Below are 12,656 nucleotides of genomic sequence, written 5' to 3' on the forward strand. Positions count from 1 at the left end.
GGTTTCAATTTGATTCTGATTGATTGGTTTTGATTCTCCAAGCAGCGAAAACACATGAAACCATGACTGTAAATGAGATAAAGTCGATCAAGATGCCTAGTATGCGTGATTCTGTCATGATGTTCGAATTGACGCAAAGCGCAAGAATAAATAGCGCAATCAACAATCCATACTTTTCAAACACATGCATCACTCCTTACGGAAATAGATCCTTCATATCATCACTATATAATAACAAATGTCCCTAAAACAAAACGCCTCCTATTTATCAGCGCGAACTAATAAATAAAAGACGTTTGATTTAATCATCGCTTAATATGTTCATGCTTAAGAAGCCTTATGTTCTAATCTCAGCTTATCCGCGACCATCGCAATGAACTCACTATTGGTCGGTTTAGCTTTTGTCATGCTGACGGTATAGCCGAACAACGAGGAAATGGAATCAATGTTTCCTCTGCTCCACGCCACTTCAATCGCATGGCGGATCGCTCTTTCTACACGGCTTGCGGTTGTGTTGAATTTTTTGGCGATGTCCGGATAGAGGACTTTTGTAATGCTGCCAAGCAATTCGATGTCATTGTATACCATTGAGATTGCTTCACGCAAATAGAGATAGCCTTTTATATGTGCCGGGACGCCGATTTCATGGATAATGCTTGTGATGCTCGCGTCGAGATTTTTCTTCTTTGGTACAGGCTGGCTGCTGCGTATAATGCTGCTTTGCGAGGATGGCGCACGATGCGTCACACTGCTGGCATTTCCGCTGACCTGGCGGATATGTCCGACAAGGTTTTCCATATCGAACGGCTTGAGAATAAAGTAGGACGCGCCTAAATCGACGGCTTTTTTCGTGACATCCTCTTGTCCAAAGGCTGTCAGCATAATGACATTCGGCTGTTTTTTCAGATCCGATTCCCTCAGCCGCTCTAAAACCGCAAGTCCGTCCAAATGCGGCATAATAATATCTAATACGAGCACATCGGGATCTTTTTCTTTAAACAGCGACAGGCACTCCTGTCCGTTATAAGCAACACCGATCACTTCCATGTCTTCCTGTCCTTCAATATATTCACTCAACAGGCTTACCAGCTCTCGATTATCGTCAGCAACACAAACTTTAATTTTCTCCACGTTTCTTCCTCCCCAAATGTAGTTAACAGGATTCACCCTTGCTACATGTTTACATTCGACAAAACCGCTATATACCCTCTAAAAAAATCATAATCACCAATATTAGTGGCATATCTTTGTTATTCTATGTTTTTCTCCGTTTTTCGACTAAAAATGAAATTTGACAAACAAGGAAACGTGAATTTGTCGAAAAATCTTCTTTTGTATATTTTACCGTATGTATTCTGAGAAGTGAAGAGGGATCAAAACAAAAAAACTGCCGGAAATTCCGGCAGTCAGCTTGCTTTTTCTTTTCCGTAAATATCGATTCCCGCTTCTGACAGCATCCATTCAATATGAACGCCGTAACCGCTTGTCGGGTCATTTACAAATACATGGGTGACAGCGCCGATCACTTTTCCATTTTGAATGATCGGGCTTCCGCTCATCCCCTGTACGATTCCGCCTGTTTCTTTCAACAGCCTTGGATCAGTTATTTTTAAGACCATCCCTTTTGTCGCAGGGAATTTTTGCGGCGTCGTGCTGACGATTTCAATATCAAATTTTTCTACCTTGTCATCATCAATGACCGTTAAAATTTCAGCCGGACCTTTTTTGACTTCAGTAGAAAACGCTACCGGCAATGCTTGATCTGAAATGTTGTTTTGAATCGGCTGATGCAGTGTGCCGAAAATGCCAAATGGGCTGTTTCTGTTAATATCCCCGATCGTTTTGCGTTCTGAGGAAAATCGCGCCAGTTTTTCTCCCGGATTTCCGCCTGTCCCTTTTTCAATGGATGTCACAGTGGATTTAACAATTTCTCCATTCTCCACTACGATTGGTTTCTTTGTGTCCATATCGGAAATCACATGGCCAAGTGCTCCGTATTTTTTTGTTTTTGGTTCATAAAAGGTCATGGTGCCGATGCCAGCGGCAGAATCCCTGATGTATAAACCAATTCTGTACTTGCCTTCAGCTTCATCTTTTTCCGGAATGAGCTTTGTTTTGATTTTCTGTTTATCACGTTTAATCAGCAAGTCTAACGATTCTCCAGTTTTACCGGCTTTCTGAATAAATGGGGCCACATCATTCATTTTTTCAATTTTCTGTCCATTCATCTCAATAATGATGTCGCCCGCTTCAATACCGGCCGTTTCTCCCGGAGATTTTTTGCCTTCACTTGTATTGATTTGATGAAATCCGACGACAAGAACACCGACGGAATGAAGTTTTACACCGATTGATTGTCCGCCAGGTATGACCTTTAAATCAGGAAGAACTTGCACTTTTGTTTTTTTAATTGGAAATCCGGCTAGATCATATACTAATTCTGACTCACCTGATTTTTTGCCTGTCACCTTGATTTCATGCGGGTCTTTCTTAACTGTAAACGCTTCTGACGATTCTTGTGCATGAGCGTCTACCGATAAACCCGTTTCAATCGCTTGTGTTTGGGTTTCAAATACTCTCATTTGCGTTGGAATCAGTAAATACTCTTTTAGCGGTTTGCATAAACCTACACTTAATAACGAAACAAGGAGAATTAAACCTACTGCTTTTCTGATGTTATCGGGCATTCACTACTTCACTCTCCTCGCTCCTATCCCACACCTTCTTTATGTCTTGCTGCTACATCATTTAATTTTGCCTTCTGACGGCTTATTTATAACTGTCATATAAAGAAAAACATTGGATATACTGATGAACGAATGGATGTCGGCGAAAAAAATAAGCTGCGCTTCCCGCGCAGCTTATCCCGTTGTTTTGACTTGATCCGCTTGTTTTAAAAGTTCTTTCGCATGGCGTTTCGTTAAGTCTGTTACTTCGACTCCGGCAATCATACGCCCGATTTCCGCCACCTTTTCCTGCTTAGATAACGGCTTGACATGTGTCGTCGTTCTGCCGTCTTTTAATTCCTTCGCAATATAAAGATGCGTATCTGCCATGGCCGCCACCTGAGGCAAATGTGTAATACACAGCACTTGTGATCCTATTGACACTTTATGGATCTTCTCAGCGATTGCCTGTGCGACTCTGCCGCTCACACCGGTATCAACCTCATCGAAAATAATCGACGTCACATCCTGTTGAGAGGAAAAAATGCTTTTTATGGCAAGCATTACCCGTGACAGCTCTCCACCGGAAGCGACTTTCGAAAGGGATTTCAGCGGTTCGCCTGTATTGGTTGAAATTAAAAACTTCACCAGATCAATCCCTTGTTCAGACAGCTGAACAGGCTGGCCGTTTACAATCGGTGCCTCCTCATTGTGAGACGCTGTTCTGACCTTAAACTCCGTATCAAACGTTGATTTTTCCATGTACAGGCTTTTTAACTCCCGATGAATTTCATCAGCCAGCTTTTTTGACCACGCTTTCCGGATTTGCGAAACATTTGCCGCTTCCACTGCGACATCCTTGCCGACTGAGTCAAGCTCCTTTTTCAAGCTTTGAAGATGGCTGTCCCTGTTTTCAATTTGGTCAATCTCTTCTTCAATCTTTGAAGCGTATTCCAAAATGTCCTCAACAGTTGCACCGTATTTTCGTTTCAGCTGTTTCATTTCATTGAGACGCGTCTCAATATAGTTCAGGCGTTCCGGATCATATTCAAGCTCATCCAGCATATTTCTCATCTGAAATGTAGCGTCTTCCAAAAGATAGTATGAGTTCGAAACACTTTCAGACAGTTTTTTCAGCGGTTCATTAATATCAGATATATCTTCAAGCTGCGCAGATGCCATTCCGACCCAGTCCAGTCCGCCCTGCTCGCTGCGCAGCGCGTTATATGCATTTTGCAGCGATTCATAGATCTTCTCAAAATTTGAAATTTGCTGGCGTTCTTCTTGGAGCTGTTCGTCTTCGTTAAGCTCTAGCTTGGCAGATTCAATTTCTTCCAGCTGAAATTGAATAAGATCCAGACGATGGGCCATCTCCTGTTCGCTTTCAGAAAGCTGCTTTAGCTTTTTAAGCAGCTTCACATACCGCTGGTACCCTTCTTGGTACGCTTGGAGTGCGCTTTCCACTTCGGCTCCGGCAAACTTGTCCAAAAGCTGGAGATGATTTTCGTCTTCCATTAGAAGCTGGTTATCGTGCTGCCCGTGAATATCTAATAAAAGCCTGCCGATCTCTCTTAGCGAGGCAATCGTGACAAGCTTGCCATTAACACGGCAGACGCTTTTTCCACTCGTGCTGATATCTCTTCTCATGACGATCATTTCGTCTGAAACGTCGATTCCCTGCTCAGCGCACACACCAAAAACGGGATGGCCGCTGTCCAATAGAAACAGCCCTTCAAGCTCGGCTTTTGCTTCTCCATATCTGACAAATTCAGATGATCCGCGGCCGCCGACTAAAAGAGAAATAGCGTCTATGATGATCGATTTGCCGGCTCCGGTTTCTCCTGTTAATACCGTAAGCCCTCGTTCAAAAGAAACCGTCAGTTCCTCAATAATGGCAAAGTTTTTAATCGATAGTTCAGCTAACAAACAGCATTACACCTCTTATCTTTGTTAGATTTCTGTTACAGCAGCTCAAGCAGCCTGTTTTTTACGCCGTCTGTATCTTCAGGAGTCCGGCAAATAATTAATATCGTGTCATCTCCGCAAATGGTCCCCATAATTTCATCCCAGTCCAAGTTGTCCATCAGCGCCCCGATTGCCTGGGCGTTGCCCGGCATCGTTTTCAGCACAATCATATGGCTTGCTGAGTCTATTTTCACAAAGGCGTCCATCAATGCCCGCTTCAGCTTGGACAGCGGATTGAAACGCTGGTCTGCCGGAAGACTGTATTTGTATGAGCCGTTATTCGTAGGCACTTTTACAAGGTGAAGTTCTTTAATATCACGTGAAACCGTGGCTTGTGTTACTTTGTAACCATCCTGCTTCAGCATGTCGACCAATTCATCCTGCGTTTCGATTTCATTGCTTGTAATGATCTCTCTGATTTTAATATGCCTCTGGCCTTTGTTCATGTAAGCACCTCTATTTCAGCTTATCTGTTCTTTTATGTTATATGATTCTCTGCAAATTGTACATGAATGCAGAAAAAAGGAATAATAGCGCCCTATTATTCCGGTACATCTGCTTTTTTTTCTTTTAACGTCTTATGTGCCTCTTCTACAATGCGGATGATCTCTTCTTCCGGCAGCTCCTGTCCTTCCTGTCCTTCTCCCGGCCAATGCAAATGAAGGAGAAATTCGATATTTCCGTCTCCTCCCGTGATCGGAGAAAATGACAGGCCTTGGCAGATATAGCCTTCAGCCGCAGAAAAACTGATCATTCGCTTGAGAACGTCAGCATGCACTTTAGGGTCTCTCACAATCCCTTTTTTGCCGACTGATTCCCGCCCCGCTTCAAACTGCGGCTTCACAAGAGCCATGCAGTCGCTGTCCGGTACAAGCAATGTTTTAAGGACAGGCAGGATGAGCCGCAGTGAAATAAAGGATACATCAATTGTGGCAAACTCCGGCATGCCCTTTGTAAAGTCTGCCGGTGTTGCATAGCGGAAGTTCGTCCGTTCCATTACGACGACTCGTTCATCCTGTCTGAGCTTCCACGCAAGCTGATTGTAGCCTACATCCACCGCGTATGACTGTTTCGCTCCGTTTTGCAGAGCGCAGTCCGTAAAACCGCCGGTGGAGGATCCAATATCAATCATGATTTTGTCCTTAACAGAGACGGGAAACTCCTTCAGCGCTTTTTCAAGCTTTAAACCGCCTCTGCTCACATATTTCAGCGGGTTTCCTTTAACCGTTAAAGGAAGGTCGCGGTCAATTTTTTCTCCAGGCTTGTCCAAGCGGTTTTCGTTTGAATAGACGATCCCCGCCATAATGGCTCTCTTGGCTTTTTCCCGCGTTTCGGCCAGCCCTCTTTCTACTAGTAATACATCTAATCGTTCTTTCTTTGACGTCATGATCCAATTCCTTTGTGTGTCTTCGGCGGCATCATTAATCTAATGCGGTTTGCCGTCTGCTGTTTTGTCAATCCAATTTCTTCAAGTAGCGCCGTTACATTTCCGTGTTCGATAAACCGATCCGGAATACCCATTCTATCGATTGGTGTATGATATTCACCTTGATCATGAGCGAATTCTAAAATCGAGCTTCCGAAACCGCCTTCTAAGACCGCTTCTTCAATCGTTAAAATCGGCAAGCCTTCTTTTAGAATATCCTTCATCATCTTTTCATCAATCGGCTTAATAAAACGCGCATTTACAACGCGCACTGAGAGCCCTTCTTTTTGCAGCTCTTCAGCTGCTTCAAGCGCCATTTCGATTGTTGTTCCAAATGTTAAGATGACGGCATCGTTCCCCGGGCGCAGCACTTCCCACGTCCCAAGCGGAATCGTTTTCAGCTGTTCATCCATTTTTACTCCGAGTCCGTTTCCGCGCGGAAAACGCATTGCAATCGGGCCTTCATCATAGCTGAGTGCAGTATGAACCATATGCTGTCCTTCATTTTCATCTTTCGGCATCATTAAGACCATGTTTGGAATGTGGCGCATAAACGCAATATCAAACACGCCTTGATGTGTCTCTCCGTCCGCGCCTACGAGTCCTGCACGGTCAATTCCAATAAACACATTGGCGTTTTGGCGGCAGATGTCGTGAAGCACTTGGTCATATGCCCTTTGCAGGAAGGTTGAATAAATCGCCAAAAACGGCTTCATTCCTTGCATTGCCATAGCCGCTGCCATCGTTGCGGCATGCTGTTCTGCGATTCCTACGTCGAACATACGGTCAGGGAATTCCTTTGCAAAGCCTTCAAGCTTTGAGCCGACAGGCATAGCCGGCGTAATCGCTACAATCCGTCCGTCCTCGCGTGCCATCCGCTGCACAGTGCCGCTGACAAGGCCGCTCCATGATGGAGCTGCGGCTTTCGGCTTTACAAAGTCACCGGTGTTAATTTTATAAGGTCCGGTCCCGTGCCATGTACCGATCGTATCGGTTTCAGCCGGTTTGTAGCCCTTCCCTTTTTTCGTGATGACATGCAGGAGAACAGGGCCTTTCGTTTTTTTGGCGTATTGAAGATTTTCAATCAGCTCATGATAAGAATGTCCGTCCACCGGGCCTAAATACGTAAAACCAAGCTCCTCAAAAAACATTCCGGAGACGAGCATGTATTTCAGGCTGTCTTTGACACGTTCCGCCGTGGCGGCAAGTTTGCCCCCAACTGCCGGAATCTTTTTAAACAAGTATTCGAGCTCATCTTTAACCCACTGGTATTTCCCGGCGGTGCGCAGCCGACCGAGCATTGAATGAATGGCGCCCACATTCGGCGCAATACTCATTTCATTATCATTTAGGATGACAATCATGTCTTTTTTCTCGTCGCCGATGTGATTTAGGGCTTCAAGCGCCATTCCGCCGGTCAGCGCGCCGTCACCAATGATTGGAATAATAAATTCATCCGTTCCTTTAATATCACGGGCAGCTGCCATTCCCATCGCGCCGGACAAAGAAGTTGAGCTGTGCCCGGTTTCCCAAACATCATGCTCGCTTTCACTCCGTTTTGGAAATCCGCAAAGCCCTTTGTACTGGCGAAGCGTCGCAAATTCTTTTCCGCGTCCTGTCAGCAGCTTATGGACGTACGATTGATGGCCTACATCCCATAAAAATTTGTCTTTCGGGCTGTTAAATTCCTTATGCAGTGCAACAGTAAGCTCTACGACACCTAAGTTTGGACCGATGTGGCCGCCGGAAGCGGATAAAGTTGTAATTAAAAATTGACGGATTTCATCACTTAATTTTTCTAATTCATCAATGGACATGTTTTTTAAAAACGACGGGTCCTGTATTGATAAAAGATCCAAAGCGGATCAACTCACTTTCAGCATGAATTTCTAAATGATACATGTCTTCCGTATGCCGAGCCGGATAACGGCCAAATCTCAGACATAAAAAAAGACAAGCACGCTTTTCCTTATCATTTTTCATATAAACTGCTTACATTTTACCATATCTCGTGCAGCCGCTTCAAATTAGGATCGTTTTAGTGATCTCTTGCCGCAATTAAATCACAAAGTTCATATAAAAGGTCTTTTTGAAGAGAGAGTCCGCCGATCAGACACTTCGCCTCTTGTATGTGTACATTCAATTTATGTTTGGCCCCTTCAAGTGACAGAAGTGACGGGTAAGTCGATTTGTCGTTTGTTGTATCCGAGCCGACACGTTTGCCGATTTTCTCTTCACTGCCTTCTAAATCTAAAATATCGTCTCTGATTTGAAAACCGATCCCGATGTGGCTGCTGAAGGCACGCAGCGTTTCGATGTCTTTCTCAGGCGCATCCGCCAAAATAGCCCCGGCGATTACGCAAAAACCAAGGAGCTTGGCCGTTTTCCGTTCATGAATCGATTCGAGTTCTTCAAGCGTGACTTGGCGGTTTTCCGCTTCCATATCAGCTACTTGCCCCCCGACCATGCCTTCAGTGCCTGCCGCTGAAATCAGTTCATTCACAAGGCGAAGGCGCTTTTCCGCTGACACCTCGTTTGACACATGGGAGGTGATCAGCTTAAAGCTTTCCGTAAGAAGCCCGTCACCCGCTAAGACTGCTGTCGCTTCACCGAACACTTTATGGTTTGTCGGCTTCCCGCGGCGCAAATCGTCATCATCCATACAAGGAAGGTCATCATGTATTAACGAATACGTGTGAATCATTTCGACGGCACATCCGACCGGAATACCGTCTTTTTCACTTTTCCCATATGCGTTTAAAACGGCCAGTACAATGAGGGGACGCAGCCGCTTTCCGCCAGCCTCAAGGGAGTACAGCATGGATTTTTTTAATGAGTCCGGCATATCGAGCTTTTCTGTATAAACAGAAAGCTGTTTTTCAATCGTTTTTTTCCGTTCCGCCAGAAAGCTCGTTAAATTATTTGCCACCTTCGTCTTCCTCCTGAACACTGAAAGGTGCCAGTTCGCCGTCTTCTTTCAAAATGAAGTCCATTTGTTTTTCAACTTTTTGCAGCTTTTCGTGGCACATTTTTGAAAGAGCCATGCCTTCTTGGAAATAGTTAATCGCTTGCTCTAAAGGCACATCGCCCTCTTCAAGCTTTGACACAATGCTCTCAAGCCCTTTCATCGCCTCTTCAAATGTCATGTTTTCATTTTTTTTCACGTCTGTCATTTTTCTTCCCCTCTCTTTTCTAATACTTCACAGGTCAGCACGCCATCCTTCAGCTTGACCTCAAGCTGGTCATTCTCTTCTATCTGACTGACACTTTTAATGAGTTCATCTTCTTTATAAGCCAAGCTGTATCCTCTTTCCATCACTTGAAGAGGGCTTAACGCATTCAGCTTGCCAAGAACAGTTTGAAATTGGGAATGCAGCTGCTTCATTTGGATATTCATATTTTTTCTCAGCTGGTTTGTTTGTTCCTCGTATCGTGTTCTCGCTTGCTTTAGCTGTTCATGAGGATGAAGCGCCTCTAATCTGTACGTTTCACGCTCAAGCTGTCTGTTTTTCCGATCTAAAAGAGCGGTAAGCTGAGCCTGAAACTGCTGATAAGCAAGGTCAAACTGCTGCTCTTTTTGCGCATACAAACGCTTTGGAAAACGAAAGGCGTACGAGGACTGCAGCGTTTGAATCCGTTCTTTTTTCTGGCCAAGATGCTGCTGCATCGCTCTTGTCATTCTGACTTCCGCTGTTTTTGTCCGTTCGATTAAATCAGTGGTGTGCGGCACGGCAATTTCAGCTGCTCCTGTCGGCGTCGCGGCTCTGATATCAGCGACAAAATCACTGATCGTAAAGTCCGTCTCATGCCCGACAGCCGATATAATTGGAATGTTAGAAGCAAAGATCGCGCGTGCTACAATTTCTTCATTAAATGCCCACAGTTCTTCTATCGAACCGCCGCCTCTCCCGACAATTAATACATCGCACATTTCTTTTTCATTTGCCTCTTCTATGCGCCTAACGATCGATCTGCTCGCATTTTCGCCTTGTACGAGCGCTGGGAGAACAATGACTTTAACAAGGGGATATCTTCTTTTTAGAGTTGTAATGACGTCTCTGACAGCGGCACCCGTAGGAGATGTCACAACCCCGATTGTGGCTGGAAATGCGGGGATTTGTTTTTTGTAGCGGTCGTCAAATAAACCTTCTCCGGCAAGCTTCTTTTTTAGCTCTTCATACGCTAAATAAAGCGCTCCGACCCCGTCAGGCTGCATTTCTTTGGCATATAGTTGGTAGTTTCCGCTCGGTTCATATACAGAAATTCCCCCTCTGACCAGCACCTTCATGCCGTTTTCAGGTTTAAAAGGCAGACGCTCACTCTGTCTCGCGAACATCACCGACTGCATTCTGGCGTTTTCGTCTTTCAATGTGAAATAAATATGGCCTCTTGTGTGTATTTTGACATTCGATAATTCGCCTTTAATCCAAATATTTTCAAGGTGAGGATCCACATCGAATTTTCGTTTTATATACTTTGTCAGCGCTGAGACAGTAACATACGCTGTTTCGCCCATGTCTCAAACTCCTCTCATAAGCATTCCTGCACCATAACTAAAGAAAACCCGCCCTGGCTTTAGGAGCCTGAAGAAGCGGGTATCGTGCTCATATTCACGGCGGGCAAAACGCCCGCCTGTGAATATCTCCAATTATCTATGATAACGTACGTTTCGCAGATTTAACAGTATTATGCGCAAGCATCGTGATGGTCATCGGACCTACTCCGCCCGGAACCGGCGTGATAAAAGAGGCTTTTTCCTTTGCCCCTTCAAATTCAACGTCTCCGCAAAGCTTTCCGCTTTCCAGACGGTTAACACCAACGTCAATAACAACAGCGCCCTCTTTGATCTGGTCTGCACTGATGAAATTGGCTCTGCCGACTGCCACCACCAGGATGTCCGCTTTTTTGGTATGCTCTGTCATATTTTCTGTTCTTGAATGACAGTAAGTAACCGTCGCGTTTTCATTTAATAAAAGCTGGCCGACAGGTTTGCCGACAATATTGCTTCGGCCGACTACAACAACCTCTTTACCGGAAAGGTCGATATTGGTTTTCTTCAAAAGCTCAACAATTCCGTGAGGCGTACAAGGAAGAAACGTATCTTCGCCAAGCAGCATTTTCCCTACGTTTAACGGATGAAAACCGTCTACATCTTTATCAGGAGAGATACGTTCGATCACCGCTTTTTCAGAAATATGGTCTGGAAGCGGAAGCTGAACGAGAATGCCGTGAAACTCAGGGTCTTGATTGTACTGATCGATAATGGAAAGCAGTTCAGCTTCTGTGAGGCTGCTGTCAAATTGATCGAGCTTGAAATTCATTCCCATTGTTTCAGCCGCTTTTTTCTTTCCTCGCACGTAAGAGTGAGAAGCAGGATCATCTCCAATCAAAATAACCGCCAGCCCGGGAGTGACGCCTTGCTTTTTAAGCTCTTCTACCTCTTTTGCCAATTGTTCGCGTTTTTCTCTAGCCGTTTCTTTTCCGTCGATGATTGTTGCAGTCATTTTCTTTCCTCCTATGATTGTTCAATATCAGATTTAATGTTAGAAAGAACCCCGTTTACAAACTTTGTCGCTTTGTCATCACCAAACCGTTTTGCCAGCTCAATCGCTTCGTTCATAGAGACATTGACCGGAATGTCTTCGGCATATGCCATTTCGTATGCTGCCAAACGCAAAATCGCGCGGTCAACATTGGCAATCCGATCGAGCTTCCAATTCACCAGATGCTTGGAGATCATTTCATCCAGCTGGACTTGGTGTTCCAATACCCCGTGTACAAGCTGTTCAAAGAAAGGATCTGTTTTTTCTTCATCCAGTGCGTGTTCTATGGCTTCATCCACTGCGATGTCACTGACGTCAATTTGAAATAGTGCCTGCAAAGCTTTTTCTCTTGCTGTTCTTCTTTTCATTTTCTTTCTCCTTTGATCCTCTTTATCCGCTTGTCGTTAAGCCACAAAGAGATCATAACATATTTTTTTCGTATCCGCATATTGAAATCAAGGTTTTTTTACCCTATTACCGAATATTTTCACAAACCTTAATATGATCATTCGGATTTCACGATCATGAAGAAACTCGGCTGGCTAGAGCCGGCTTTCTTCATGCTTTGAAATAAAGGGTAACGTGTAAAAAAACCAAAGGGCCGCCCTCCCCTTGGTTTCGTGTTAAGCCATTTACATTTCTTCGTCGATTTGAACTTCCTGGGCTTTTGTGTCAAATTGAATGCCGACGATGTGTATATTGATCTCATTAATCGAAAGAGACGTCATATTTAATAAGGTTTGACGAATGTTTTCCTGAACGGACGCTGCAACTTTAGGAATCGAAACGCCGAATGTAACGACACAGTAAACATCGATCGTAATTCCGTCATCCGCCAGGTCGACTTTGACACCTTTGCCATGATTCACTTTACCGAAGCGCTCGACGACGCCTGTCGCAAAGTTTCCTCGCATTTCGGCAACACCGTCAACTTCAGAAGCTGCTATGCCGGCAATGACTTCAATGACTTCCGGTGCAATCTCAACCTTACCTAAATGCGTATCTTCTTGATCCATTTTAAGCAAGCTGTTGTCTTTCATTCAATTCACCTCCGTA

General features: G+C 44.6%; 13 protein-coding genes. All 13 read right to left on the reverse strand.

From position 1 onward, the window contains the following. Positions 1 to 4 precede the first annotated feature (4 nt). A complete protein-coding gene (locus tag EFK13_RS12310) occupies positions 5 to 184 on the reverse strand; it encodes a hypothetical protein (RefSeq protein WP_129505207.1) in 180 nt (59 codons plus the stop codon). 143 nt (positions 185 to 327) lie between these two features. Then, positions 328 to 1,131, reverse strand: coding sequence for a sporulation transcription factor Spo0A (spo0A, locus tag EFK13_RS12315; protein ID WP_129505206.1), 804 nt, complete (start codon positions 1,129 to 1,131; stop codon positions 328 to 330). 275 nt (positions 1,132 to 1,406) lie between these two features. Next, complete coding sequence (gene spoIVB, locus EFK13_RS12320; protein ID WP_119996498.1) at positions 1,407 to 2,687, reverse strand: SpoIVB peptidase; 1,281 nt, start codon at positions 2,685 to 2,687, stop codon at positions 1,407 to 1,409. A 174-nt stretch (positions 2,688 to 2,861) separates the two neighbouring features. After that, positions 2,862 to 4,592 (reverse strand): DNA repair protein RecN, encoded by a 1,731-nt coding sequence (recN, locus tag EFK13_RS12325; protein ID WP_129505205.1) that lies wholly within the window; start codon positions 4,590 to 4,592, stop codon positions 2,862 to 2,864. A 35-nt stretch (positions 4,593 to 4,627) separates the two neighbouring features. Further along, positions 4,628 to 5,077 (reverse strand): arginine repressor ArgR, encoded by a 450-nt coding sequence (argR, locus tag EFK13_RS12330; protein ID WP_014114358.1) that lies wholly within the window; start codon positions 5,075 to 5,077, stop codon positions 4,628 to 4,630. Between the two features lie 95 nt (positions 5,078 to 5,172). Continuing rightward, positions 5,173 to 6,018, reverse strand: coding sequence for a TlyA family RNA methyltransferase (locus tag EFK13_RS12335; RefSeq protein WP_064814168.1), 846 nt, complete (start codon positions 6,016 to 6,018; stop codon positions 5,173 to 5,175). After that, positions 6,015 to 7,916, reverse strand: a complete 1,902-nt coding sequence (gene dxs, locus EFK13_RS12340; RefSeq protein WP_103746357.1) for a 1-deoxy-D-xylulose-5-phosphate synthase — start codon at positions 7,914 to 7,916, stop codon at positions 6,015 to 6,017. Before dxs ends, EFK13_RS12335 begins: the two co-directional genes overlap by 4 nt. Before the next feature lie 179 nt (positions 7,917 to 8,095). Further along, positions 8,096 to 8,986, reverse strand: a complete 891-nt coding sequence (locus tag EFK13_RS12345; RefSeq protein WP_129505204.1) for a polyprenyl synthetase family protein — start codon at positions 8,984 to 8,986, stop codon at positions 8,096 to 8,098. Further along, positions 8,976 to 9,230: an exodeoxyribonuclease VII small subunit gene (locus EFK13_RS12350; protein WP_129505203.1), complete on the reverse strand. Its 255-nt coding sequence runs from the start codon at positions 9,228 to 9,230 to the stop codon at positions 8,976 to 8,978. Before EFK13_RS12350 ends, EFK13_RS12345 begins: the two co-directional genes overlap by 11 nt. Further along, on the reverse strand, positions 9,227 to 10,573 hold the full coding sequence (gene xseA, locus EFK13_RS12355) for an exodeoxyribonuclease VII large subunit (RefSeq protein ID WP_129505202.1): 1,347 nt from the start codon (positions 10,571 to 10,573) through the stop codon (positions 9,227 to 9,229). The genes EFK13_RS12350 and xseA overlap by 4 nt, the downstream gene beginning before the upstream one ends. 136 nt (positions 10,574 to 10,709) lie before the next feature. Continuing rightward, entirely contained in the window at positions 10,710 to 11,561 is an 852-nt protein-coding gene (folD, locus tag EFK13_RS12360) for a bifunctional methylenetetrahydrofolate dehydrogenase/methenyltetrahydrofolate cyclohydrolase FolD (RefSeq protein ID WP_014114365.1), read from the reverse strand. A gap of 11 nt (positions 11,562 to 11,572) precedes the next feature. Next, entirely contained in the window at positions 11,573 to 11,968 is a 396-nt protein-coding gene (gene nusB / locus EFK13_RS12365) for a transcription antitermination factor NusB (RefSeq protein ID WP_129505201.1), read from the reverse strand. Positions 11,969 to 12,232: 264 nt separating this feature from the next. Continuing rightward, complete coding sequence (gene yqhY, locus EFK13_RS12370; RefSeq protein ID WP_003236896.1) at positions 12,233 to 12,640, reverse strand: fatty acid biosynthesis protein YqhY; 408 nt, start codon at positions 12,638 to 12,640, stop codon at positions 12,233 to 12,235. Positions 12,641 to 12,656 lie beyond the last annotated feature (16 nt).

Origin of the sequence: Bacillus cabrialesii, assembly GCF_004124315.2 — a bacterium.
Classification (GTDB): domain Bacteria; phylum Bacillota; class Bacilli; order Bacillales; family Bacillaceae; genus Bacillus; species Bacillus cabrialesii.

Coding starts and splice junctions, on each gene's coding strand:
- folD (WP_014114365.1), bottom strand. CDS start 11,561: ATGACTGCAACAATCATCGACGGAAAAGAAACGGCTAGAGAAAAACGC.
- xseA (WP_129505202.1), bottom strand. CDS start 10,573: ATGGGCGAAACAGCGTATGTTACTGTCTCAGCGCTGACAAAGTATATA.
- yqhY (WP_003236896.1), bottom strand. CDS start 12,640: ATGAAAGACAACAGCTTGCTTAAAATGGATCAAGAAGATACGCATTTA.
- spoIVB (WP_119996498.1), bottom strand. CDS start 2,687: ATGCCCGATAACATCAGAAAAGCAGTAGGTTTAATTCTCCTTGTTTCG.
- nusB (WP_129505201.1), bottom strand. CDS start 11,968: ATGAAAAGAAGAACAGCAAGAGAAAAAGCTTTGCAGGCACTATTTCAA.
- EFK13_RS12335 (WP_064814168.1), bottom strand. CDS start 6,018: ATGACGTCAAAGAAAGAACGATTAGATGTATTACTAGTAGAAAGAGGG.
- EFK13_RS12350 (WP_129505203.1), bottom strand. CDS start 9,230: ATGACAGACGTGAAAAAAAATGAAAACATGACATTTGAAGAGGCGATG.
- argR (WP_014114358.1), bottom strand. CDS start 5,077: ATGAACAAAGGCCAGAGGCATATTAAAATCAGAGAGATCATTACAAGC.